The following is a 23,100-nucleotide window of genomic DNA, read 5'->3' on the forward strand; positions in this document are numbered from 1 at the left end:
ACGAGGCGGCGCGGCTCAGGCGCAGGACAGACGCAAGGGAGCCGCAAAACAAGCGCAGGAAGCATGAAAGCGACGGAGAAACGAGCGTGCGGACGCTCGTGATTCAACGCGGTGCATGCAGCGCCGGGCCGACGTTCGTCACATATAAGCGAACAGTGTAGCCCGGAAATGCGAACGAAAGCATGACGGCTGTCGCGCTGCCCCTTGGCGCCGGGACAGCGCTCGAACGACGCGGCGCGGGATCAGGAATCCGCGATATGGGCGCGGATCACGTCCGCGAAGGCGGCATCGCCTTCGAGCCCCAGCGCTTCGGCGCGCGCGGTGTCCCACGCGCCGGGCCAGCTGCCCACGATCTTCTCGATGCGCTCGTCGCGCTGGAAGTCGATGCGCGCCACCGCCTCCTCGCCCGCCACTTCGCGCAGCGCCGCGATCATCTCGTCCACGCTGACCGACAGCCCCGGCAGATTGATCACCGGCCGATTGCCGAGCCTGCTGCGCTCGATCTCGCAGCCCGCGATCAGCGCCTCGACTGCGCGCTTTGGCGAAAGCAGCCAGAGGCGCGTGTCGCCGCTGACGGGACATATCGAGCGTTCGCCGTTCAGCGGTTCGCGAATGATGCCGCTCGCAAACGACGATGCCGCCGCATTCGGCTTGCCTGGACGCACGCTGATGGTCGGCAGCCGCAGCACGCGGCCATCCACGAAGCCGCGCCGCGCGTAGTCGCAGAGCAGCAATTCGGCGATCGCCTTCTGCGTTCCATATGACGATTGCGGATTGAGCGCGGTGTCGTCCTGCACGATGTCGGGCAGCGTACCGCCGTAGACCGCGACCGAACTCGTGAACACGACGCGCGGCCGGTGCCCCGCCGCGCGGCACACTTCGAGCAGCGCACGCGAGGCGTCGAGGTTGATCTTCATGCCGAGGTCGAAGTCCGCTTCGGCCTGGCCGCTGACGATGGCCGCGAGATGGAACACGGCTTCTGTCTGCGTGTCGAGATGGCGTCGCAGCACCGCCGGGTCCGAGATGTCGCCCGTTTCGGCGCGCACGCGCGGGTCGTTCAGCAGGCGCTCGTCGTGCGGGCGCGCGATATCGAGCAGCACCAGTTCGTCGACCGGCTTGCCGTCGAGCGTGCCGCGTTCCAGCAGACGCGTGGCGAGCCGCTGGCCCAGAAAGCCCGCGCCGCCTGTAATCAGGATTTTCATGAGCGTCGTCTCCTTACAGATACGGCTTGAGCCAGCCGAGGCCTGCGGACGTGCCGGCCTTCGGCTTGTATTCGCAGCCGATGAAGCCCGCGTAGCCGAGCGTGTCGATCAGCTCGAACAGGTACGGATAGTTGAGTTCGCCCAGGTCCGGCTCGTGACGTTCCGGCACGCCCGCGATCTGAATGTGCCCGATGCCCGCGTTTGCGCGCTGCATGTCGCGCTTGAGCTTCATGGCGATGTCGCCTTCGACGATCTGGCAGTGATAGATGTCGAACTGCACCTGCAGGTTCGGCGCGCCGATTTCCTCGCAGATGGCCTGCGCGTCGTCCTGACGATTCAGGAAGAAGCCGGGAATGTCGCGTGTGTTGATCGGTTCGATCACGATGCCGATGCCCGCCTTGCGCGCCTCCGCGGCTGCATGGGCCAGATTGGCCAGATAGACCGCGCGATGCCGTTCCCGCGATTCGTCAGGCTTGATGAGGCCCGCCATCACATGCAGCTTCTGATTGCCGAGCACCGCCGCGTATTCGAGTCCTCTCGCGACGCTTTGCCGGAACTCCGACTCGCGGCCCGGCAATGAGGCGATGCCGCGCTCGCCCGCGCCCCAGTCGCCGGGCGGCGCGTTGAAGAGCGCCTGGGTGAGACCGTTGTCGGCCAGGCGCTGCCGGATATCCTCGGCCGGATAGTCGTATGGAAACAGGAACTCGACCGCCTTGAAGCCGTCCTTCGCTGCGGCGGCAAAGCGGTCGAGGAACGCGTGTTCCGTGTACATCATCGTGAGATTCGCGGCAAAGCGTGGCATGGGGTCGTGTCTCCGTTGCGAAAGGGTGGTGGCGCGCGGCCGGCTTGTCAGCGCGCGCGGATGGCCGCGCTGGTCGGCGGCGGTGTTGAAAGATGCAGTTGCGGAGTTGCCTGCTGTCCCGCCGGCGCGCAGGCCGCCTGCAAGACTGTCCGATAGCGACGCCCGCACAGGCTTCTGCTCGTCACGCAGTTTTCTTCACGAAGGCAATGTCTGCTCGATGCCATCACAGTGCCCGCAGCGCTTTCTCGAAGAAATCAGCGGCGCCAAAATTGCCGGACTTGAGCGCAAGACCGAGCGCATCGCCCGCCTGTGCGCCGATGGATTGCGTCGCCGGCACGCCCGGATCGATCTGCGGGCCGATCCGCAGGCTGCGCACGTCCAGCGCCTGCACGACCGCGCCGGAGGTCTCGCCGCCCGCGACGACGAACTTGCGCACGCCTTCATCCCGCAAGCGCCGCGCGATGCCGGCGAGCGCCGCTTCCACCAGTTGTCCCGCCTGCTCGACGCCCAGCTGGCTCTGCACCGCCTTGACTTCGTCGGGCGAAGAGGTTGCGTAGATCAGCACGGTTTCGTTCTTGTCGAAATGCTCGCGCGCGAACGCGACCGCCTCATCGACCACCGGCTCGCCGCGTGCGAGCGCCAGCGGATCCACGCGAAAACTCGGTTTCGATGCGCGCCACGCCGCCACCTGGGCGTTCGTCGCTCTCGATGCGCTGCCCGCCAGCACAACCGCTTTCCCTTCGATCGACGGCAGCGCCGCCGCCTGCTCCGCATGCGCGAGCCGGTTCGCTGCGCCGAAGTTGCGCGGCAAGCCCAGCGCGACGCCCGAGCCACCGGTGATCAGCGCGAGATCGCGGCATGCTTCGCCCAGGGTGTACAGATCGGCGTCGGAGACGGCATCGGCGATCGCCAGGCGCACGCCTTCCCGCCGCAGTTCGGCGATGCGCGCGCGCACCGTGTCGGCGCCTTGCGCGATCGTGTCGTAACGCAGCAGTCCGACCTTGGATTGCGTCTGACGCTGCAACACGCGCACGAGATTCGGATCCGTCATCGGCGTGAGCGGATGATGTTCCATGCCCGATTCGCTCAGCAGCACGTCGCCGACGAACAGATGGCCGCGAAACAGCGTCCGGCCGTTCTCCGGGAACGCCGGACAGGCAATCGTAAAGTCGCCGCCCAGCGCATCGAGCAACGCGTCCGCGACGGGGCCGATGTTGCCGCGATCGGTGGAATCGAAGGTCGAGCAGTATTTGAAAAAGAACTGCGTGCAGCCTTGCGCGCGTAGCCAGGCGAGTGCGTCGAGCGACTGGCGCACGGCGTCCTTCGCGTCGATGGTCCGCGACTTGAGCGCGACCACGAGCGCATCCGCCTCGATGCGCGCGCCCGCCTCCGGCACGCCGATGGTCTGGACCGTACGCATCCCGCCGCGCACCAGCATGTTGGCGAGATCGGTGGCGCCGGTGAAGTCGTCGGCGATGCAGCCTAGCAGGGCTTGCGTCATGCTTTTCCTCCCTTCGGCACCTCGATGCCCGGAAAAATCTTGATGACCGCGGAATCGTCCTCGCCGCCATGGCCGGCGGTGGACGCCATCATGAACATCTGGTGCGCCGCCGCCGACAACGGCAACGGAAACTTCGAAGTGCGCGCGGTATCGAGCACGAGGCCGAGATCCTTCACGAAGATATCGACGGCGGACAGCGGCGTGTAGTCGCCCGTCAGGATGTGCGGCACGCGGTTCTCGAACATCCACGAATTGCCGGCGCTATGCGTGATGACCTCATAGAGCGCATCGGGATCGACACCTTCGCGCAGGCCCAGCGCCATGGCCTCGGCCGCCGCCGCGATATGCACGCCCGCCAGCAGCTGATTGATGATCTTGACCTTCGAACCCGCGCCGTGCGCCTCGCCCAGCCGATACACCTGCCCGGCGATCGCCCCGAGCACATCCTCGCAGGCGGCATACGCGGCGGCGGGACCGGAAGTCATCATCGTCATTGCGCCAGAATTGGCCTTCGCCGCGCCGCCCGAGAGCGGCGCATCGAGCATCTGCAGGCCCCGCGCCTCGCAGCGCGCGCCCACGTCGGCGGCGAAATGCGGCGACACCGTCGCGCACGCGAGCACCACGCCGCCCGGCTTCATCGCGGGCACGGCGCCGGTTTCGCCGAACAGCACGGCTTCGGTCTGCGCCGCGTTGACGACGACCGTCAGCACCACGTCGCACTGTGCGCCGAGTTCAGCCGGCGACGCGCACGCCACGCCGCCTTCGCCCGCGAACGCATCCAGCACCGGCTGGCGCACATCGCACGCGTGCACGGCAAAACCCGCGCGCAGGAGCGAGCGGGCGACGCCCATGCCCATCGCGCCCAGCCCGATAACGCCCACGTTTCTCGTCATGTCTTCCTCTTCGGTCGAATAGGGATTCAGCAGATGCCCGCTTCCGCCAGACGGCGGGCGGCGTTGATGAGATGCGTCTGCGCGGCGCGGCGCGCGGCGTCGGCGTCGCGCGCGCGGATCGCCTCGACGATCGCCGCATGTTCCTCGCGCACCTGCCGCATGAAGTCCTCCCGCAGCGCTTCGTTGCCGCGTGTGACGAGCGTGCCGGCTTCGAGATACTGGTTCAGGAAGGCGAGCGTTTTCAGGAAATACGGATTGCCGCTGGCGGTCGCGATCTCGCGATGGAACGCAACGTCTTCCGCGACGCCGTCGCGCGCCTGGCGCACGGCCACGTCGATCTGCGCGAGCGCGCGGTCGATGGCCGCCATGTGCGCCGCGCTGCGCCGGAGCGCGGCCTCGCTGGCCACTTCGGCCTCGATGGCGCGGCGCAGCGCGAGGATCTGCACGACCGCGCCCGGCTCGACAGCCTGTGCATAGTCGATGCGCAGCGGCCGGATGCCCGCCCGTTCGACGATAAACACGCCGCTGCCCTGGCGCGGCTCCACCATGCCTTCGTTCTTGAGCCTTGAGATGGCCTCGCGGATCACCGTGCGGCTGACGCCGAATTGCTGCGCGAGCACGGCCTCGCTCGGCAGCTTGCCGGTTCCGGTGAAGCTGCCTTTCTCGATCTGCTTCTGCAATTGCTGCGCGACGGTGTCCGACAGCGCACGCGGCGGGATTTTCTCGAACATTGCGACAGGGAAAGCTCGTGAAGTCGTCGGGTTATCATACAACTTTGCGGTGTGCAGCAGAGTGCGTGATTACCCTGCCGTTGGGCTTATCCGGCGAGTGGCTCGTCGATCAGCGCAAGGGCGTCGCGAATTTCGGCGGCGTCACCTGGACGCACCAGCCGCGCGACTTCACGGCCGTCGAGCATGAACACGAGCGTCGGCCAAAGCTTGACCCGGAACGAGCGGCCCAGCGGCCGGCCGCTGCCGTCCTCGATCTTTATATGGCGCACCGCGCCGTGCGCCTGGAACGCCTGCGCGATCAGCGGCTGCGCCGCGCGGCAATGGCCGCACCAGTCCGTGCCGAACTCCACGACCAGCGGGCCGCGCGTCGTGTCGAGTTCCGTGCGCTCCGGTGCGGTCTTCGCGTATTCGAGGTTCATCGTCATGGCGCTCGTCCTTGTGTCCTGGATGTCATGTTTTCAGCAGGAAGCCTGCCCGTCGTGCGCACGCGTCATTGCCCGAATCCCGTCAGGCCGATCAGCGCGCCGGCTGCCAGCAGCCACAGCGGATGCAGCTTCGTCCGATAGGCCAGCAGCGCCACGGCGGCGGTGATCGCCGTCAGCATCACGGTTTCGTCGGAGGCCTCGGCGATCAGCAGCGCGCTCGCCGCCACCAACCCCGCTGTGATCGGCACGAGCCCGAGCTGGACGGTGCGCCGCCACGGACGCGTCTTGAAGCGTTCCCACGCGTGGAGCGCGGCCATCGTCACCAGCGACGACGGCCCGAACTTCGCAATCGACGTGACCAGCACGCCCGGCCAGCCGGCCACATGCCAGCCGACCAGCGTGACGACCATCATGTTCGGTCCCGGCGCGGCCTGCGCGAGCGCGAACATTGCGGAGAAATCGGCCTTCGACATCCATTCGTGGACCTGCACGACCTGACGCTGCATTTCCGGCAGGATGGAATTGCCGCCGCCGAACGCCAGCAGCGAGAGCTGGCTGAAGATGGCCGCGAGCGACAGCAGGTCGTGTTTCATCGGCCCACCTTCCAGGCGACCAGCACCGAGATTGGCGTGAAGACGAGCATGGTCGGCAGGAGCGGCGTGCGCAGGAACGCAATCGCCGCGAACATCAGCAGCGCGACTGCCGCCGCTTCGGGTTTGCGCCGCAGCGGCCACAGCAGCTTCACCGCCATCGCGATCAGCAAGCCCGCCGCAGCCGCCGCGAGTCCGGCGAACAGATGCGCGATGCGCGGGTCCTGATGCGTGCGCTGATAGATCACGCCGAGCCCGATCACGATCAGCGAAGGCCCGACCAGCAGCCCGAGCAGGCCTGCCAGCGCGCCGGGCACGCCGCGAAAGCGCATGCCGATCGCCACCGACAGATTGATGACGTTGCCGCCCGGAAGAAACTGGCAGAGTCCGAGGAGATCGGTGAATTCGTCGGCATCGAGCCATTTGCGGCGCTCGACGATCTCACGCCGCGCCAGCGGCAACGCCCCGCCGAACGCGGTCAGTCCGAGCGTGAGAAAGCCCGTGAAGATTTCCGCGATCCCGGGACGCGGCGCGTGTTCCTCGGTCATGCGCTTGCGGTGCGCGTCCGGCGCGCCTCGTAGGCTTTCAGATGCGCGTACGCCACTTCCAGCATCGACGCGCCTTCCACCTTCGAGCGCCGCCGCGCGATCAGATCGCCGACGATGTGATCCGCTTCGATCGGCGCGCCGTTCTCGAGGTCGCGCAGCATCGACGCGGTCAGCAGCGAGCCACGCTGCCCGAAGCTCGCGCGCGCCCGCTCGATGACCGATTCCGGCGGAGGATGATCGTTGTCCGCCGCGACGCCCTGGCACTCCATGAAGAGCCGCCTCAGCACGTCTTCGCCGCCGGGCGCGTCGAGAATGTCGCCGATCGGCGCGCGCATCAGGCACGTGCCCGTCGCGAGCGTGGCGAGGAACACCCACTTGTCCCACATCGATTGCAGGATGTTCTCGCTGACGTTGAGGTCGAATCCGGCGCCGTCGAGTTGCGCGGCGACCGCCTCGATGCGCGCGGAGCGTCCGCCCGCGCGTTCGCCGACCGTCATCGAATGCATGTTGTTCAGATGGACGATCTCGCCTTCGGCGTCGAGCGTCGCGGCGATCACGCACTGGCCGCCGAGCACGTTGGCCGCGCCGAAGCGCGCGTCGAGCGCATCGAGATGCGCCATGCCGTTGAGCAGCGGCAGGATCACCGTGTCCGGACCGACAGCGGGCGCGAATGAATCGATTGCGTTTTGCAGGTCGTAAGCCTTGCAGCTCAGCAGGATCAGGTCGAACGGATGGTCAAGGTCTTTGGCGAGGGTCATCGGCGGGCAGGCGAACGCGAGATCGCCCTCCGGACTCTTCACCTTCAGGCCGCATTGCCGCAGCCGTTCGGCGCGGCGCTCGCGCACGAGAAACGTCACGTCCCGGCCTGCTTCCAGCAGCCGCGCCCCGAAATAGCCGCCGATCGCCCCCGCACCCACTACCAGAATGCGCATGTCCCGCTCCTTGTCATTGAGTCCGTTCAAGCCTGCCAGACGCCGTAACCCGCTTCCCGCAAACCGATGCCCAGTTCCACTTCCATGTCGCGCGCGCCGTCGTAGGGCATCGGGTTGTAGATCTCGTACAGTTGCGGCAGGAGCCGCAGACCATAATCGCGCACGAAACGGTTCGACTGGATGCCCGCCTTGTGCTTGTCGAAACGCACGTCCGGATCGATGCCCGTCATGCCCACATAGACGAACGGCTTGCCGACGACATAGTCCGGATTGGCGCGGCGAAAGCGCGCTTCGTTCCAGACCTGGTCGGACAATTCGACGACGTAGACCGAGTAATGATGGCGTCGCGCGCGCCGTGCGGGCGGCATGTTCCGGGCGCCTTCGCGGCGTGATCGTTGCGGGCTGACATTCTAAGACGGGGCGGCATCCGGCGCTCGTCCCGACAGCGCGCTCCCTGCCGGAAGCGCGTCAAAGTGGTAAATTCGGGTCGGTCTGCGTCCGCGCGACGACCGGTCCGGCGCACCGCCGGGCGCACCGTGAGGCGACTTCTCCACGCGCGGGCGCCGCTCCCATCGACACGTTTTCACCCCGAAGCCGCGCGCCACGAGCCGCGCGGAGCTTCGGTCTTTCGGAGATCAAGCATGAGCAAGCAAGCTATCGGCGTGGTGGGCCTCGCCGTCATGGGCCGCAACCTGGCCCTGAACATCGAGAGCCGCGGACACGCCGTTTCGGTCTACAACCGCAGCCGCGAGAAAACCGACGAACTGATTGCCGAACACCCAGACAAGAAGCTCGTTCCGACGTTCACGCTCGAAGAGTTCGTGCAGTCGCTCGAAAAACCGCGCCGCATCCTGATGATGGTCAAGGCCGGCGCCGGCACCGACGACACCATCGCCCAGCTTCGTCCGCTGCTCGAAAAAGGCGACATTCTCATGGACGGCGGCAACACCCATTTCACCGACACCATCCGCCGCAACCAGGATCTCGCGAAGTCGGGCCTGCATTTCATCGGCACGGGCGTGTCGGGCGGCGAGGAAGGCGCGCTGAAGGGACCGTCCATCATGCCGGGCGGCCAGAAGGAAGCCTACGAACTGGTTGCGCCCATCCTCACCGAGATCGCAGCGAAGGCGCCGGATGGCGAGCCGTGCGTCACGTACATGGGTCCGGACGGCGCGGGCCATTTCGTGAAGATGGTGCACAACGGCATCGAATACGGCGACATGCAGTTGATCGCCGAAAGCTACGACGTGCTGAAGCGCGTGGCGGGTCTGTCGAACGAGGAACTCGGCAAGGTGTATGTCGAGTGGAATCAGGGCGAACTCGACAGTTACCTGATTGAAATCACCTCGAAGATCTTTTCGAAGAAAGACGAAGAAACCGGCAAGGATCTCGTCGACGTCATTCTCGACCGCGCCGCGCAGAAAGGCACCGGCAAGTGGACGAGCCAGAACGCGCTCGATCTCGGCGCGCCGCTGCCGCTGATCACCGAAGCCGTGTTCGCGCGGGTGCTGTCGTCGCTGAAGACGCAGCGGGTCGCGGCAAGCAAGGTGCTGTCCGGGCCGAAGCCCGGCTTCGAAGGCGATCGCGCCGCGTTCGTCGAAGCGGTGCGGCGTGCGCTGTATCTGTCGAAGATCGTCTCGTATGCGCAGGGGTTCGCGCAGTTGCGCGCGGCGTCCGACGAATACAAGTGGGATCTGCATTACGGCGAGATCGCCAAGATCTTCCGCGCGGGCTGCATCATCCGCGCGCGCTTCCTGCAGAAGATCACCGATGCCTACAAGACCAATCCTGAACTCGCCAATCTGCTGCTGGATCCGTACTTCAGCGATATCGCGGCGAAGTATCAGGACGCGCTGCGCGAAGTGATCGTCGCGGCGGTGAAGGCGGGCATTCCGGTGCCGGCGTTCTCGTCGGCGATCGCGTACTTCGACGGCTATCGCTCGGAGACGCTGCCGGCGAATCTGGTGCAGGCGCAACGCGATTTCTTCGGCGCGCATACGTTCGAACGGACGGACAAGCCGGGAAGCTTCCACGCGAACTGGGCGTGATGCCAGTATCCGCGATGTAAATGACGAAGGGCGGCATTGCAGATGCCGCCTTTTTTTCGTCCGTGTTCCGCCGCACGGCGTGAGCACCGCCGCTGCATGACGGCTTCATCGATCGATAAGCGGGCACCACTTTCCCGTCTCACAGGCAAGCACACTGACGTTACTGCATCCCGCACGCCACAGCCCGCGGATGCGGCATGTCCTGTTCCCAACCCTTGTCAAGGTGTGTCTATGAGACTCAATAGCCAACTCGTCAACGGAAGCGAAGCATTCTGGGGTGACTATCAGCCGACCCCCGCTCAACTCGGATTGATCAACCACAGCCCGACCCTCGTCAACCAGATTCTGGCCGCCGACAGGCGCGTGACGGCGGGATTGAATGCGCCGATCAAGATCGACCCCGATCTGAGCGCCACCGTTTCCGGACGCTTCAACTACGACACCGGGCGACTGGAATTTCCGCCCACGGTCAGCGGACTCGGCGACCACGCATTCCTGGCGCTGTTCGCGCATGAAATGGGCCATTTCAACGATCAGGACACGGACCAGGCGTTTTCCAAAGCGTATGCAGGCCGGATGAATCCACGCGATCCCGGGATCCATAACAACTGGGGCATGGCCTCGCTGCTCAATGAAACCGAAGGCGACTACAACAGCTGGAAAGTCGGCAAGGAAATCGAACAGAACACGGCAACGGCGGGACAGCCAGGCATCCGCATCAACGGCGATAACACGTCGCCCGTCTTCAGCACCTTCGATGATGAAAGCGCGAAGCTCCCTGCCGGCCTGACGCCACAGGAAACCGACAACCGGCTCATCCGGGCCGGGATGGGAACGCAGGCCAGCACGAACACGCACTTCGAGGACGGCACCTACGACCACGACGGCAGCATGATGAGCGGGGCCGCGCCCATCGAGCCCGGCCGGCCGGTGTCGGCGCGTTATGGCGGTGATGATGAACACGGATTCATCACTTCCGGAACCCAGACATGGCAGTCGGGAGACACCTCGACGCAGAACTACCGCAATGACAGGCTTCAATCCACCGAGACGAGGGATCCAGCGGGGAACGTGCTGCAATCCTCGCTGTACACGTATCGCCCGGACGGCGGCTACGGCATGACAGTGAAGAACGGCGCCGGGCAGGTGATTCAGCACAGCGCGTTCAACGCCGACAAGTCCGGCATCGAGCGCGGTTTCAATGCGGACGGCTCCCGGCTGGAGACCCGCTTCGACCCGAACAATCAAACCACGCTGATGACCCGGTACGATGCCCGGGGCCATGAAGTCCAGAAGGATTATTTCGATCCGGCGGCGGGCCTCGATACCCACCAGGTCGTGGCGCACGCGGATGGCGCGCGCAGCCTCTATTCATTCAACGACCAGGGCAAGGCCGGCTCACAAGTCGATTACGATGCCGACGGCCATCGCACGAGCATGACTTCCTACGATCCGGAAACGGGCGGCGTGAGTTCGAAAACCTGGTATCACCGCGACGGCAGCCGGTCGTTCGACACGATCAACCGGGACGGTTCGGGCACGCACGTCAACGTCGATTCGAACGGCGCCCGGTCCGCTCCGCAAGTCGTGAACTTCACGCCGGGTGCACAGCAATCGTTCGCCAGGCAGAGTGAACGTGCTGGAAGCATCAGACCGCCTCAACCCGTCGGCGCCGACAATGCGCTGGGCGGTCAGAGAAACTATTTCGACTCCGCCAACAACCGGCGTACCCATCAGGTCGTCACGAGCGCGGACGGCACTCGCACGGTCGACGCTTATAACGATCAGAACACGCTGGGCTCGCGCGTGCTCTATGGCCCTGATGGCCAGCGAATCTCGGCAAGTTACTTCGATCCCGGAGCCGAGCAGCTCAATACGAGGATCGATTACGCGGCGGATGGTGGTCGTTCGGTCCTGTCGGTCGGATCGCAACAGGATGGCCCCGCGATCAGGCACTACAACGCCCGCAATCAGCTCACGCGTACCGACCGGTTCTCGGCGGCCGGCGATGTCTCCACCTACCATGATCCCGACACCGGTCAGATCACCAACGCCGTTTCCCGCGCGGCGGACGGCGTCAGGACGGTGTCGTCCTATGACGCGGACGGACGTCTGGGCCGGCAGGATAGCTACGATGCGGGCGGCAAGGCGCGCGCGTCAGCGGGTTACGACCGCTCCAGCGCCAACGGCACGCTCACCTATGTGACCCATCAGCCCGGCGGCGGCCGCGACGTCGATCAGGTGAATGCGGGCAGTCACACCGCCTTTACGGTCAACGAGAAGGGAGAGACGGAGAATCGCGTCACCGTCGAACCGAGCCGGGTCGATCTCGATATGCTGAAACAGTGGTCGGAGGCGGGCGCGCAAACGCCCGCCGGTTCGCAAGCGCAGCCTGCGGATTCGGGCGGCAGCGATCAGGCTCATCGGCTTGATTCGGCTTCGGATCCGGCCGGGCAATCGGCACGTGAGAGCGGGCTCGCAGCAGACAGCGATAGCGCGAGCAGCTAAGCACCCTGCAGGGGGCGTTCTCACCAGCTCGGCGCATGCGTTTCTGGAACACACAAGCTGAAGGCAAATGCGGCTCTTTCGAGAGCCGCATTTCTTTCGTGTGAAGGCTCTTGATTGACTGTCTGGTGGCAAGCGTTGCTGGCGTGGGTACACGCGGCTATGCTCACTCGATTGCGTAACGATCACGGCGAGCATGAGCAAGTCTTATCACTCTGGCATCCACGACAATCTGGCACCTGCCGAGTTGCTTTCTTGATCGTGCTTGACGAGACCACAAAGACACAGGCATCGACGATGTAGCGAGCGGTGCGCATCAAATTCACACGCAAGCTGCGCGCATTCGTCGGGAGGGCAGTTTTGCTTGCTACCGACGTTTCGAGCATCGTGCGGCGCACGGGCCGCATCCATCACGCCAACGTCAAGCCGGAAGACCGCCCGTGACGCCCACAGACAATCACGCCTGGAACACACTCCTGACGTTCCTTGAACGAGCCGTGGGCAAACCGCTATTCGGAAAAGACCACTACACCCGCGACACCGATCTCTATCACGACCTTGATCTGAACCCCGACAGCATCTCGGCGTTTCTCACCGAGTGGAGCGCGGCGTTCGACGTCGACATGCGTGCATTCGACATCACCCACTACTATCCCGCCAGCACGCTGAGCCTGCCAGGTTTCCTGCTCACCGTGTTCAAGGCACCCTTCAGCCGCGCGTCGCGGGACACGCTAGGCGGTTGCCAGTTGACCCTGGGCATGCTCGAAGCAGCGATGCTGTGCGGCAAGTGGCCCGCCTCATGACACGCCCACCCACGCCCCGTCCTTCCCATTGCTCCGCAACACCGCGTCGATGAACCGCAAGCCCGCGACGCCATCCTCGACCGTCGTGAGCCAGCCATCGCCCTGCGTCGTGCCGCTCGTAATGCACGTCGCCGCATCCGCATACAGCTGCGCGAACGCCTCCAGATAGCCTTCCGGATGACCCGCCGGCACGCGCGTCGCGTGCAGTGCTTCGGCGCTCTGCACGCGCCCGCGCGTGATCCGCTCCGACGCCCCGCCTATCGGCGTGAACCACAATTCGTTCGGCGTCTGCTGATCGAACGACAAACCGGCCTTCGTGCCATACACGCGCAGCCGCAACGCATTTTCCTCGCCCGCCGCCACCTGACTCGCCCACAACATGCCGCGCGCGCCGTCGGCGTAGCGGAACATCGCCTGCACGTGATCGTCCACGCGCCGGTTCGGCACGAAGGTCGTCACGTCCGCCGCCAGTTCCGCCGGACGCATGCCGGTCACGTATTCGGCCAGCTGATACGCATGCGTGCCGATATCGCCGAGACAGCCCGCCGGACCCGCGAGCGCCGGGTCCGTGCGCCATACGGCCTGCCGGTTCGCCTGCGTTTCCACCGGCAGCGACAGCCAGTCCTGCGCATACTCGACCTGCACCACGCGAATGTCGCCGAGCAACCCGTCCCGCACCATGCCGCGCGCGTGCCGCACGAGCGGATAACCCGTGTAGGTATAAGTCACCGCGAACAGCAGGCCCTTCTCGCGCGCGAGCTGCGCGAGCGCCTCGCCTTCGTCGAGCGACACCGCCAGCGGCTTGTCGCAGATCACGTGGATGCCCGCTTCGAGAAAGGCCGTCGCGACCGGCGCATGCAGATGATTGGGCGTGACGATCGCCACCGCTTCGACGCCATCGGGACGAGCCGCCTCGGCCCGCGCCATCTCGCGATAATCGTCGTAGCTGCGCGCAAGACCGATCGCCGCCGCGCTCGCTGCCGCCCGTCCCGCATCCGCCGACAACGCGCCCGCCACCAGTTCCCAGCGGTCGTCGAGCCGCGCCGCCATCCGATGCACCGCGCCAATGAACGCGCCCTCGCCGCCCCCGACCATGCCCAGCCGCACGCGCCTCATCGCATCTCTCCGATGCCGAGCAGCCCGCGCATCTGCGCGCGGCTCGCGCCGCTGCCGGCGAAGTCGTCGAAGGCGCGTTCCGCGACGCGGATGATGTGGTCGCGAATGAACACCGCGCCCTCGCGCGCCCCGTCTTCCGGATGCTTCAACGCGCATTCCCATTCGAGCACGGCCCAGCCCGGGAAATCGTACTGCGCCATCTTCGAGAAGATCGCCTTGAAGTCGATCTGGCCGTCGCCGAGCGAGCGAAACCGTCCCGCCCGCTCGGCCCATCCCGAATAACCGCCGTACACGCCCTGCCGTCCGTTCGGCCGGAACTCGGCGTCCTTCACATGAAACGCCTTGATGCGTGCGTGATAGATGTCGATGAACGCGAGGTAATCCAGCTGTTGCAGCATGAAATGGCTCGGATCGAACAGGATGTTCGCGCGCGGGTGATCGTCCACCGCCGCGAGAAAACGTTCGAAGGTCACGCCGTCATGCAGGTCTTCGCCCGGATGCAGTTCGTAGCAGACATCGACGCCCGCACGCTCGAACTCGTCCAGGATCGGGCGCCAGCGCGCGGCGAGTTCATCGAAAGCGGCTTCGACGAGACCCGCCGGACGCTGCGGCCACGGATACACATACGGCCAGGCAAGCGCGCCCGAAAAGGTCACGTGCGCAGCGAGTCCCAGACGTTTCGACGCCGCCGCCGCCAGCTTGAGCTGCGCAATCGCCCACTCGGTGCGCGCCTCGGGATGGCCGCGCACATGCGGCGCGGCGAAGCCGTCGAACAGCGTGTCGTACGCCGGATGCACGGCGACGAGCTGCCCTTGCAAATGCGTCGAGAGTTCGGTGATCGCCACGCCCGCATCCTCGACCGTGCGGCGAATCTCGTCGCAGTAGGCATCGCTGGACGCGGCTTTCTCCAGGTCGATCAGACGCGGATCGGCGGGCACCTGGATGCCCTCGTAACCCAGCGAAGCCGCCCATGCCGCGAGATTGCCCAGCGTGTCGAACGGCGCCCGGTCGCCCATGAACTGCGCGAGAAAGATCGCGGGGCCCTTGATCGTTTTCATCTTTCGCCTCTCCATGGAAGCCGCGCGGGCCGCATGACGCGGCCCGCACGCGTCAGAACGGCGAGTTCGGGAAATAGAACTGCTTGGCGTTGTCCTTCGTGATCAGCACCGAAGGAATGATGGTCGTGGCCGGCAGCTTGTCGCCCTTAAGACGCGCTTCGGCCGTCAGCTTGATGGCGTCGTAGATGAACTTCGGCGAGTACGACACGTCCGCCGGCACGCGCTTGTCGCCGTCCATCACGCGCTTCACCGCTTCCTTCGAGCCCGCGCCGCCGAACACAATCCTGACGTCCGTGCGCTTGGCCTGATCGATTGCCTTCAGCACGCCGATCATCATGTCGTCGTCGGCGGCCCAGACGGCGTCGATATGCTTGAAGCGCGTCAGATAGTCCTGCATCACCTTGAAGGCATCGTCGCGATTCCAGTTGGCGTACTTCGCGTCGAGGATCTTCATGTCCGGATGCTGCTTGATGACGCCTTCGAACGCCGTCCAGCGCTCGTTGTCGAGCGTCGTCGGAATGCCGCGCAGCGCGACGATGTCGCCCTTGCCGTCGAGCGCCTTCGCCAGATACTCGGCGGGAATCTTGCCGAACGCGGTGTTGTCGCCGGCCACGTAGGCATCCTGCGCGCTGGTGTCGGTCAGGCCGCGATCCACCACCGTCACGTACACGCCCTTCTTCTTCACCTGCGCGACCGGCTGCGTCAGCGAGGCCGATTCCTGCGGGAAGATCACGAGCGCATTGATCTTGTTGACCGTCACCAGATCCTGCACCTGGTTGGCCTGCTCGGGCGCGCTGCCCGCCGTCTTCACGATGACCTTGAGGTCGGGATGCGCCTTCTCCAGGTCCTTCTTCGCCTCATTGGCCCACCAGACGATGCCGCCCGTGAAGCCGTGGTCCGCCGTGGGAATCGCGACGCCGAGCACGACCTTGTCGGCCGCCGACGCGGGAGCGATGACGGCACAGGCGCTGGCCACCACAGTCAGCGCACCGAGCGCGCGAAGCATTTTTTTCATGACGATGTCTCCGGTTTTATGAATGTGCAGGCGCGGCTAGCGGCGGCCGCGCTGCAGATACGCTACAAGGATGATCACGGCGCCCTGCACCGCCGCATTCAGATACACGCTGATGATGCTCGTCAGGTTCAGGATGTTGTTGATGACCGACAGCAGGATCGCGCCGATGACCGTGCCGATCACGCGTCCGTCGCCGCCCTTCAGCGCGGTGCCGCCGACCACGACGGACGCGATCGCTTCGAGTTCCCACAGCAGGCCCGTGGTCGGCGTGGCCGATCCGAGGCGCGGCACATACAGGATGGTGGCCACCGCGACGCACAGGCCGAGCAGCACATAGGTCACGATCTTCACGCGATCGACCTGAATGGCCGCGTAGCGCGCCACCTGTTCGTTCGAGCCGATGGCCTGCACATGCCGGCCATATACAGTGCGGTTGAGCACGACCGCGCCGCCCGCCGCGACGATCAGGAACACCCAGATCGGCACCGGCACGCCGAACAGGCTCGCGTAGTAGACCGGGCCGTAGAGATCGGCGAGCGAGTTGTCGAGCGTGAGCGCGCCGCCGTCCGCGAGCCACGTGAGCAGCGCGCGAAAGATCCCGAGCGTGCCCAGCGTGACGATGAACGGCTCGATGCGTCCCTTCGTCACGAGCACGCCATGCGCAAAGCCGAACAGCGCGCCCAGCACGAGCGCCAGCACGATGCCGATTGCGATGATCGCCAGCGGCGGCACCGCGTGTCCGTGAAAGCCCTGCAACAGACCGTTCATCACGTAGATCATGCTGCCTGCGATGAGCGCGGCCATCGAACCGACCGAGAGATCGATGCCGCCGGAGATGATCACGAAGGTCATCCCCACCGCGATGATGCCGATGAACGACGTGCGCGTGAGCACGTTCATCGCGTTGTCGACGGTGGCGAAATCGCCGTTGAGCAGCGTGCCGCCGATGCACAGCGCAATCAGCCCGATCAGCGGCCCGACGCCGAACAGGAAACGCGCGACGCTGGAGAGCCGGCTCTCGCTTGCAATGTCTTCAGTGTGTGCCGGTCGCATGCGCGATCAACCTCTCTTCGGTCAGGTGGTCCATGCCGAGCGTCGCGACGAGTTCGCCCGCGCGCATCACGGCGACGCGATGGCACAGGCCGATCAGCTCGATCAGTTCGGACGAGATCACGATCACCGCGCGGCCTTCCGCGGCAAGCCGGTGAATCAGGAAATAGATGTCGCGTTTCGCGCCGACATCGACGCCGCGCGTCGGTTCGTCTAGCACGATCACGCGCGGGTCGGGATGCAGGAACTTGGCGAGCGCGAGCTTCTGCTGATTGCCGCCCGACAGCATCCGCGCGCGTGCCGACAGGTTGCCCGTGCGAATGCCGAAGTCGCCGACCGCCTGCTTCAGCGCGTCGCGTTCGGCGCGCATGTCGACGAGCGGATGCGCATAGCGTTCCAGCGTCATCATCGTCAGGTTGTCTTTCAGCGCCATGTCGACGTGCAGGCCGCGTCCCTTGCGGTCTTCGCTCAGGTAAGTGAGACCGTGGCGCATCGCGTCGCGCGGATTGCCGAGCTTCACGCCGGCGCCATTCACCGCGACGCGCGCAGCGCTGAGCGGCCGCAGACCGACCAGCGCCTCGAACAGTTCCGTGCGGCCCGCGCCCACCAGACCCGCGAAGCCCAACACCTCGCCCTGGCGCACGGCGAAACTCACGTCGTGCGCCCAGCCCGGCACCGAGCCTCGCTCGACCTCGAAAGCAACCGGCGCCGTCGCGGCGAGCGCGGGTTTGGCAGGAAACATGTCGGAGACTTCGCGGCCCACCATCAGGTTCGCCATCTGCTGACGCGTGAGTTCGGCAGTCGGCGCGCGCGCGACGAAACGCCCGTCGCGCATCACGATCACTTCGTCGGTGACGCGCTCGACTTCGTCGAGCTTGTGCGAGATGTACACGATGGTCGTGCCCGCTTCCTTCAGGCGCGCCATCAGCCCGAAGAGCCGCTGCGTTTCCGAAGGCGTGAGGGTCGCGGTCGGCTCGTCCATGATGAGCAGGCGCGCTTCGCGCAGCATGGCCTTCGCGATCTCCACCAACTGCTTCTCCGCGACGATCAGGTCACGCACGCGCGTATCGGGATTCTTGTGCAGACCCACGTCGGCGAGCCGTGCGCGGGCGGCCTCGCGCATTGCGGTTTCGTCGAGGAAGAAGCCCTTCTTCAGCTCGTGCCCGAGAAACATGTTCTGCGTGATGCTCAAATGATCCGCCAGATTCAGTTCCTGGTGGATCAGCACGATGCCCGCCTGTTCGGCATCGCGTGAACTGTTGAAGTCCCGTGCGCGTCCGTCGATCAGGATTGCACCCGCGCTCGCCCGCTCGTAGCCCGCGAGAATCTTCATCAGCGTCGACTTGCCCGCGCCGTTCTCGCCGAGCAGGCCATGAATGCGCCCCGGCGTCAGCTCGAAGTCCACGCCATGCAGCACGCGCACCGGCCCGAACTGTTTTTCGACTCCATCGAAGCGCACCGCGAGGCTCATGGTCAGGCGCTCCTACGCTGGATCAGACGATGCGGCAGCAACACGCCCGGCACGTCGGCACGCGGATCGCGCAGGCGTTTGAGCAGCAGTTCAGCCGCCGATTCGCCAAGCTGCTGCATCGGCTGCGACACCGTGGTGAGCGGCGGATCGACATGTGCCGCCACGGCGATGTCATCGAAACCGACCACCGCGACGTCGTCCGGCACAGTGAGGCCCGCACCGCGCAAGCCATTCATCACGCCGATGGCCAGCGTATCCGAGACGGCGAACACGGCGGTCGGCCGCGTGTGGCCGAGCGACGCAAGACGCACCGCTGCGTCTTCGCCCGCGTCGTAGTCGAGGCTGTCGAGTTCGATCAGCCACGCGGGATCCGGTTCGATGCCGGCGTCCTGCAACGCGTCGCGATAGCCCGCCAGCCGCTGACGTCCGTAGAGATAGCCCTGTCCCGAGTTGATCAACGCGATGCGCCGGTGGCCCTTGCCGAGCAGATAGCGCACGACATCGCCGGCGGCCAGATGATTGTCGATGCCGACATATGGCACGCCCGCAGCGGGATCGAACTCGCAGCACGCGACCCACGGCAACGTCGATGCCTCTTCGGCCAGCGCCTTCTGCACGGCGGCGGGATCGAGGCAGATCGCACCGTCAGCGCGCCGGCCACGCAGCAGATCGAAATAGCTGCGCTCGCGCAGCGGATCCGCGCCGGTATCGCACAACAACATGAAGTAGCCGTTCTGGCGCGCGACGCTGTCGATGCCGCGCACGATCGCCGCATAGAACGGATTGCCGAAGTCGGGAACCATGGTGAGCAGCAGGCGGCTTTCGGCCGTGCGCAGATTGCGCGCAAGCTCGTTGATGCGGTAACCGCTCGACGCCACTGCCGCGCGTACTTTCTCGCGCGTGACTTCGCGAACGTTCGTATGGCCGTTGAGCACACGCGATACCGTCGCCACCGACACGCCCGCGCGCTGCGCGACATCGGCAATGGACACTTCTTCGCGTGGACGAACCGTCTCCGGCATACGCTGCGCCGCCGACCGGCGAACGGGATGTAATGGATTACATTATTTGATCGTACGGGTCGCGAAGGCAACATCAATCGACTAGGGACAAACGCCAATCCACGGCTTTCCAATCGCTGTCGATTCGGCGTGGCGTCAGTCGTCGTAGAGTTTGAACGGGCACCTTCATGCTCGCGTTCTCACTCTTTCTGGAGACTGTCCCATGCGATTCATGATGCTGATGATCCCGCGCGGCTATGAAAGCGCCGCACCCGGCACGATGCCGAGCGCCGAAGCCGTCACCGCGATGATGAAGTACAACGAGGAATTGCAGAAGGCCGGCGTGCTGCTCGCGCTCGATGGCCTCCATCCGCCATCGATGGGCGCGCGCATCACCTTCGAAGGCGGCAAGCCGCGCGTGACGGACGGCCCGTTCGCCGAGGCCAAGGAAGTGCTCGGCGGCTACTGGATGCTGCAGGTGAAGTCGCGCGATGAAGCCATCGAATGGGCGAAGCGGTGTCCGGGGGCGGACAACGAAACGATCGAAATCCGGCAGGTGATGGAAATGGAAGACTGCCCGCCCGACGTGCAGCAGGCAGCCGCCGGTTTCGAAGACCTGCACAAGGCCGCGAAAAGCTAGACGCTGCGCCTGGCGTTGGGCTTTCGCTCAGCGCGGAATGCCCGTCAGGTAGATCGGCTTCCCGGTGGAGAGCGACTGCTTGACGGCGCGCCCGGTTTCATCGACGAGCACTTCTTCCTGGTCGCGCGCTACGGCCGCGAGCACTTCGTTCACGACGTGCTCCGGCGTCGACTTCTCACCGGTCACGCCCGCGGTCATGTCGGTGTCGATGTAGGCTGGATGCGCCGCAACCACCAGCGTGCCCTGTTCGCGCAGTTCCTCGCGCAGCGCGTTGGTCGCCGCCCACATCGCCGCCTTCGAGATGTGATACGCGCCGCCCGCCGGCAACGAGACCCAGCTCAGCACCGACAGGATATTGATGACCGCCCCGCCGCCGTTCTTCTTCAAGACCGGCGCGAAGGCCTGCGTCAGCGAGATCGGGCCGAAAGTGTTGATTTCGAGCACGTCGCGGATGCCCTGGGTCGAGGTCGGATCCACGAGCTTGCCGCGCGTCGTCACGCCCGCGTTGTTGATGAGCACCTGCACGTCCGTGTACGTGGCTGCGGCTTCGGCGATGTCGGCGGCATTCGTCACGTCGAGGCGAATCGCTTCGACGCCCGGAATATCGACGCTCTTCGGATCGCGCGCGGCCGCGTAGACCTTCGCGGCGCCCGCCTTCAGCAACGAAACAGCGAATTGCTTGCCGAGACCGCGATTGGCGCCCGTGACCAGTACGACTTTTCCCTTGATTTCCATGATGAACTCCGCTTTAAAGTGTATATGCACTAAATGGCGTATAAAAAAGGCTCGCGCGTGCGCAAGCCCGGGTTTGTTCCACTCACTCCATCGTCGTCAGTTCGAAGAGCGACTTGCGCAAGGCCTTCGCGCGCTGCTCGCCGAACTTCGCTTCGAATTCTTCCTGCGCCGCGCGCCATTGCGCCGATGCCTTGGCGAGCGTGTCCTTGCCCAGCGCCGTGAGCCGCAGACCGACGGCACGCGAGCTGCGCGATTCCTGCGCCGCCTCGACGATGCCGTCGCGCTGCAATGGCTTCAGCGCACGCACGAGCGTGGTCCGGTCCATGACCATCTGCTCGGCGAGTTCGGCCATCTGCACGCCGGGCTTGCGCCCGATCGCCGCGAGCAACGTGAACTGCGCGGCCGTGATGCCCGCCACGTTCAGATGCCGCTCGTACATCTGCGACACGTAACGCGCCGCCTGACGAATGGCGAAGCAGTTGCAATCGAGAGGAGATGAGTTGGAAGTCATGCACGGAGAATAATTTGTGCATATGCACTCTGTCAAGCCGGCAAGTTCAATCACGACGATAGGCGCAGCTTCGGCGCCTGCGGCTGATGGAAGCGAATCGTCGCGCGTGATTTGCCGTCGAAACGCCCGAAGCCGCGCCCGGCGTGCGCGCGCGCCCGGTCGGGCCTGTGCCGAAATCCGCACGTCCGGCGCGACGAAACTTCAAGACGCGCCGAAATTGGCTCCCTACATTGCGCATGTCCGCTGTCCGAGCGTCGCCAGGCATGTCGGCGGCTGCGGTTGCCCGCACGCTCAAGGGCAAGTCCGTCTTGCCGGCACGGAAGGGCTCGTGTTCCATTCGATTGCCACACTAAAAAGGAGAGGAAACCATGCGCTTTCTTACCCAACCTCTGGCCTGGGCCGTTGCCTCTGCCACACTCGCGCTCGCTGCCGCGCCGCTGACGGCGTCGGCGGAAGACATGCCGGTGAAGGTCGGTTTTGCCGCGCCGCTGACCGGCGCGAACGCGGGATACGGAAAGGACCTCCAGAACGGCGTGCAACTAGCGCTCGACGAAGCCAACGCGAAAAAGATCACCATCGGCGGCAAGACGGCCAAGTTCGAGATTCACGCGGAAGACGATCAGGCCGATCCGCGCATTGGCGTGCAGGCGGCGCAGAAGCTCGTCGATGACGGCGTGGCGGTGGTCGTCGGCCACTTCAACTCGGGCACGACGCTGCCCGCCTCGCCGGTCTACAACAACGCCGGCATCCCGATGATCGACCCGGCCGCGACCAATCCGACCATCACCACGCGCGGCCTCGAAAACGTCTTCACCGTGATTTCAAGCGACGCGCAGAACGCGGGCAACGCCGGCGTCTATGCAGTGACGACGTCGAAGGCGAAGCGTATCGCCATCATCGACGACCGTACCGCGTTCGGCCAGGGCGAAGCCGACGAGTTCGAGAAAGCGGTCAAGGCCAAGGGCGGCAACATCGTCACGCGTGAATACAGCGACAACCAGACCGTCGACTTCAGCGCGCAACTCACGCGCATCAAGGCAGCCAACGCCGACCTGATCTTCTTCGGCGGACTGGACCGGCAGGCGGCGGCGGTCGTCAAGCGGATGAAGCAGCTCGGCATGAACGCGCAGTTCGTGGGCGGCGGCGGCGTGATGGACGCCGATTTCCTCAAGCTCGCCGGCGATGCGGCTGAAGGCGCCCAGGCCTGGGAATATGGCAGCCCGCTCGACAAGCTGCCCGCAGGCAAGGCGTTCAGCGACAAGTTCCAGAAGCGCTTCGGCGTCGCGATTCTCTCGTATGCGCCGTTCGGCTATGACGCAGCGTGGGCGGCCATCAACGCGATGCAGAAGGCCAATTCCATCGATCCGAAGGTGTACCGGCCGGTGCTCAAGTCGAACTCGTTCGAAGGCATCACCGGACCCATCGCGTTCGACAGCAATGGCGCGCTCAAGAATGCCTCGTCGACGCTGTATCAGGTGAAGAACGGCCAGTGGGAATCGGTCGTGACCAAGCACGGCATGTGA

Annotated in this window: 23 protein-coding genes; 5 read left to right on the forward strand and 18 right to left on the reverse strand. The window is 65.3% G+C overall.

From position 1 onward, the window contains the following. Positions 1 to 242: 242 nt before the first annotated feature. From denD to QCE88_RS31415, 10 genes are all read right to left on the reverse strand, one after another. Positions 243 to 1,202, reverse strand: coding sequence for a D-erythronate dehydrogenase (gene denD, locus QCE88_RS31370; protein WP_309909113.1), 960 nt, complete (start codon positions 1,200 to 1,202; stop codon positions 243 to 245). Between the two features lie 13 nt (positions 1,203 to 1,215). Then, positions 1,216 to 2,004 carry a 2-oxo-tetronate isomerase gene (otnI, locus tag QCE88_RS31375; protein ID WP_309909114.1) on the reverse strand — a complete coding sequence of 263 codons (789 nt, stop codon included), beginning with the start codon at positions 2,002 to 2,004 and terminating at the stop codon, positions 1,216 to 1,218. A gap of 223 nt (positions 2,005 to 2,227) precedes the next feature. After that, complete coding sequence (gene otnK, locus QCE88_RS31380; protein ID WP_309909115.1) at positions 2,228 to 3,505, reverse strand: 3-oxo-tetronate kinase; 1,278 nt, start codon at positions 3,503 to 3,505, stop codon at positions 2,228 to 2,230. Beyond that, positions 3,502 to 4,398 carry an L-threonate dehydrogenase gene (ltnD, locus tag QCE88_RS31385; protein WP_309909117.1) on the reverse strand — a complete coding sequence of 299 codons (897 nt, stop codon included), beginning with the start codon at positions 4,396 to 4,398 and terminating at the stop codon, positions 3,502 to 3,504. The genes otnK and ltnD overlap by 4 nt, the downstream gene beginning before the upstream one ends. 26 nt (positions 4,399 to 4,424) lie before the next feature. Next, positions 4,425 to 5,129 carry a FadR/GntR family transcriptional regulator gene (locus QCE88_RS31390; RefSeq protein ID WP_309909119.1) on the reverse strand — a complete coding sequence of 235 codons (705 nt, stop codon included), beginning with the start codon at positions 5,127 to 5,129 and terminating at the stop codon, positions 4,425 to 4,427. Positions 5,130 to 5,215: 86 nt separating this feature from the next. Beyond that, entirely contained in the window at positions 5,216 to 5,554 is a 339-nt protein-coding gene (locus QCE88_RS31395) for a thioredoxin family protein (RefSeq protein ID WP_309909121.1), read from the reverse strand. A 65-nt stretch (positions 5,555 to 5,619) separates the two neighbouring features. Beyond that, a complete protein-coding gene (locus QCE88_RS31400; RefSeq protein WP_309909122.1) occupies positions 5,620 to 6,147 on the reverse strand; it encodes a chromate transporter in 528 nt (175 codons plus the stop codon). Continuing rightward, a complete protein-coding gene (locus QCE88_RS31405) occupies positions 6,144 to 6,692 on the reverse strand; it encodes a chromate transporter (RefSeq protein WP_309909123.1) in 549 nt (182 codons plus the stop codon). The genes QCE88_RS31400 and QCE88_RS31405 overlap by 4 nt, the downstream gene beginning before the upstream one ends. Continuing rightward, complete coding sequence (panE, locus tag QCE88_RS31410) at positions 6,689 to 7,624, reverse strand: 2-dehydropantoate 2-reductase (RefSeq protein WP_309909124.1); 936 nt, start codon at positions 7,622 to 7,624, stop codon at positions 6,689 to 6,691. Before panE ends, QCE88_RS31405 begins: the two co-directional genes overlap by 4 nt. 26 nt (positions 7,625 to 7,650) lie before the next feature. Next, positions 7,651 to 7,992, reverse strand: a complete 342-nt coding sequence (locus QCE88_RS31415) for a hypothetical protein (RefSeq protein ID WP_309909125.1) — start codon at positions 7,990 to 7,992, stop codon at positions 7,651 to 7,653. Between the two features lie 273 nt (positions 7,993 to 8,265). Here QCE88_RS31415 and gndA point away from each other — a divergent pair, with 273 nt between their 5' ends. From gndA to QCE88_RS31430, 3 genes are all read left to right on the forward strand, one after another. Beyond that, positions 8,266 to 9,672, forward strand: coding sequence for an NADP-dependent phosphogluconate dehydrogenase (gndA, locus tag QCE88_RS31420; protein ID WP_309909127.1), 1,407 nt, complete (start codon positions 8,266 to 8,268; stop codon positions 9,670 to 9,672). Positions 9,673 to 9,903: 231 nt separating this feature from the next. Further along, positions 9,904 to 12,180 (forward strand): hypothetical protein, encoded by a 2,277-nt coding sequence (locus QCE88_RS31425; protein WP_309909129.1) that lies wholly within the window; start codon positions 9,904 to 9,906, stop codon positions 12,178 to 12,180. Between the two features lie 437 nt (positions 12,181 to 12,617). Then, positions 12,618 to 12,980 (forward strand): DUF1493 family protein, encoded by a 363-nt coding sequence (locus QCE88_RS31430; protein ID WP_309909130.1) that lies wholly within the window; start codon positions 12,618 to 12,620, stop codon positions 12,978 to 12,980. Here the strand turns inward: QCE88_RS31430 and QCE88_RS31435 are convergent. The 6 genes from QCE88_RS31435 to QCE88_RS31460 are packed head-to-tail and all read right to left on the reverse strand — an operon-like array spanning position 12,975 to position 19,712. Further along, complete coding sequence (locus tag QCE88_RS31435) at positions 12,975 to 14,096, reverse strand: Gfo/Idh/MocA family oxidoreductase (protein ID WP_309909132.1); 1,122 nt, start codon at positions 14,094 to 14,096, stop codon at positions 12,975 to 12,977. The genes QCE88_RS31430 and QCE88_RS31435 overlap by 6 nt on opposite strands. Then, positions 14,093 to 15,154 (reverse strand): sugar phosphate isomerase/epimerase family protein, encoded by a 1,062-nt coding sequence (locus QCE88_RS31440; protein ID WP_309909133.1) that lies wholly within the window; start codon positions 15,152 to 15,154, stop codon positions 14,093 to 14,095. The genes QCE88_RS31435 and QCE88_RS31440 overlap by 4 nt, the downstream gene beginning before the upstream one ends. A gap of 52 nt (positions 15,155 to 15,206) precedes the next feature. Beyond that, a complete protein-coding gene (locus QCE88_RS31445; protein ID WP_309909135.1) occupies positions 15,207 to 16,169 on the reverse strand; it encodes a substrate-binding domain-containing protein in 963 nt (320 codons plus the stop codon). A gap of 36 nt (positions 16,170 to 16,205) precedes the next feature. Beyond that, positions 16,206 to 17,222: an ABC transporter permease gene (locus tag QCE88_RS31450; RefSeq protein WP_309909138.1), complete on the reverse strand. Its 1,017-nt coding sequence runs from the start codon at positions 17,220 to 17,222 to the stop codon at positions 16,206 to 16,208. Next, a complete protein-coding gene (locus tag QCE88_RS31455) occupies positions 17,203 to 18,690 on the reverse strand; it encodes a sugar ABC transporter ATP-binding protein (protein ID WP_309909140.1) in 1,488 nt (495 codons plus the stop codon). The genes QCE88_RS31450 and QCE88_RS31455 overlap by 20 nt, the downstream gene beginning before the upstream one ends. Before the next feature lie 2 nt (positions 18,691 to 18,692). After that, a complete protein-coding gene (locus tag QCE88_RS31460) occupies positions 18,693 to 19,712 on the reverse strand; it encodes a LacI family DNA-binding transcriptional regulator (protein WP_309909142.1) in 1,020 nt (339 codons plus the stop codon). A gap of 202 nt (positions 19,713 to 19,914) precedes the next feature. On the opposite strand from QCE88_RS31460, the gene QCE88_RS31465 reads away from it, so the two are divergent. Beyond that, positions 19,915 to 20,331 (forward strand): YciI family protein, encoded by a 417-nt coding sequence (locus QCE88_RS31465; RefSeq protein ID WP_309909143.1) that lies wholly within the window; start codon positions 19,915 to 19,917, stop codon positions 20,329 to 20,331. Positions 20,332 to 20,358: 27 nt separating this feature from the next. Here the strand turns inward: QCE88_RS31465 and QCE88_RS31470 are convergent, their stop codons facing one another. Beyond that, a complete protein-coding gene (locus QCE88_RS31470; RefSeq protein WP_309909144.1) occupies positions 20,359 to 21,066 on the reverse strand; it encodes an SDR family oxidoreductase in 708 nt (235 codons plus the stop codon). Between the two features lie 82 nt (positions 21,067 to 21,148). Next, the gene (locus tag QCE88_RS31475) at positions 21,149 to 21,577 is read right to left on the reverse strand and encodes a MarR family winged helix-turn-helix transcriptional regulator (RefSeq protein WP_309909145.1); all 429 of its coding nucleotides are present in this window, start codon (positions 21,575 to 21,577) and stop codon (positions 21,149 to 21,151) included. Between the two features lie 368 nt (positions 21,578 to 21,945). Between QCE88_RS31475 and QCE88_RS31480 the strand changes: the two genes are divergently transcribed. Continuing rightward, positions 21,946 to 23,100: a branched-chain amino acid ABC transporter substrate-binding protein gene (locus QCE88_RS31480; protein WP_309909147.1), complete on the forward strand. Its 1,155-nt coding sequence runs from the start codon at positions 21,946 to 21,948 to the stop codon at positions 23,098 to 23,100.

It is taken from the genome of Caballeronia sp. LZ035, assembly GCF_031451175.1.
In the GTDB taxonomy this organism is placed as follows: Bacteria; Pseudomonadota; Gammaproteobacteria; order Burkholderiales; family Burkholderiaceae; genus Caballeronia.

Bases quoted from the DNA above. Each gene is read 5' to 3' on its own strand.
- denD (WP_309909113.1), bottom strand. From the start codon at position 1,202: ATGAAAATCCTGATTACAGGCGGCGCGGGCTTTCTGGGCCAGCGGCTC.
- otnI (WP_309909114.1), bottom strand. From the start codon at position 2,004: ATGCCACGCTTTGCCGCGAATCTCACGATGATGTACACGGAACACGCG.
- otnK (WP_309909115.1), bottom strand. From the start codon at position 3,505: ATGACGCAAGCCCTGCTAGGCTGCATCGCCGACGACTTCACCGGCGCC.
- ltnD (WP_309909117.1), bottom strand. From the start codon at position 4,398: ATGACGAGAAACGTGGGCGTTATCGGGCTGGGCGCGATGGGCATGGGC.
- QCE88_RS31390 (WP_309909119.1), bottom strand. From the start codon at position 5,129: ATGTTCGAGAAAATCCCGCCGCGTGCGCTGTCGGACACCGTCGCGCAG.
- QCE88_RS31395 (WP_309909121.1), bottom strand. From the start codon at position 5,554: ATGACGATGAACCTCGAATACGCGAAGACCGCACCGGAGCGCACGGAA.
- QCE88_RS31400 (WP_309909122.1), bottom strand. From the start codon at position 6,147: ATGAAACACGACCTGCTGTCGCTCGCGGCCATCTTCAGCCAGCTCTCG.
- QCE88_RS31405 (WP_309909123.1), bottom strand. From the start codon at position 6,692: ATGACCGAGGAACACGCGCCGCGTCCCGGGATCGCGGAAATCTTCACG.
- panE (WP_309909124.1), bottom strand. From the start codon at position 7,624: ATGCGCATTCTGGTAGTGGGTGCGGGGGCGATCGGCGGCTATTTCGGG.
- QCE88_RS31415 (WP_309909125.1), bottom strand. From the start codon at position 7,992: ATGCCGCCCGCACGGCGCGCGCGACGCCATCATTACTCGGTCTACGTC.
- gndA (WP_309909127.1), top strand. From the start codon at position 8,266: ATGAGCAAGCAAGCTATCGGCGTGGTGGGCCTCGCCGTCATGGGCCGC.
- QCE88_RS31425 (WP_309909129.1), top strand. From the start codon at position 9,904: ATGAGACTCAATAGCCAACTCGTCAACGGAAGCGAAGCATTCTGGGGT.
- QCE88_RS31435 (WP_309909132.1), bottom strand. From the start codon at position 14,096: ATGAGGCGCGTGCGGCTGGGCATGGTCGGGGGCGGCGAGGGCGCGTTC.
- QCE88_RS31440 (WP_309909133.1), bottom strand. From the start codon at position 15,154: ATGAAAACGATCAAGGGCCCCGCGATCTTTCTCGCGCAGTTCATGGGC.
- QCE88_RS31445 (WP_309909135.1), bottom strand. From the start codon at position 16,169: ATGAAAAAAATGCTTCGCGCGCTCGGTGCGCTGACTGTGGTGGCCAGC.
- QCE88_RS31450 (WP_309909138.1), bottom strand. From the start codon at position 17,222: ATGCGACCGGCACACACTGAAGACATTGCAAGCGAGAGCCGGCTCTCC.
- QCE88_RS31455 (WP_309909140.1), bottom strand. From the start codon at position 18,690: ATGAGCCTCGCGGTGCGCTTCGATGGAGTCGAAAAACAGTTCGGGCCG.
- QCE88_RS31460 (WP_309909142.1), bottom strand. From the start codon at position 19,712: ATGCCGGAGACGGTTCGTCCACGCGAAGAAGTGTCCATTGCCGATGTC.
- QCE88_RS31465 (WP_309909143.1), top strand. From the start codon at position 19,915: ATGCGATTCATGATGCTGATGATCCCGCGCGGCTATGAAAGCGCCGCA.
- QCE88_RS31470 (WP_309909144.1), bottom strand. From the start codon at position 21,066: ATGGAAATCAAGGGAAAAGTCGTACTGGTCACGGGCGCCAATCGCGGT.
- QCE88_RS31475 (WP_309909145.1), bottom strand. From the start codon at position 21,577: ATGACTTCCAACTCATCTCCTCTCGATTGCAACTGCTTCGCCATTCGT.
- QCE88_RS31480 (WP_309909147.1), top strand. From the start codon at position 21,946: ATGCGCTTTCTTACCCAACCTCTGGCCTGGGCCGTTGCCTCTGCCACA.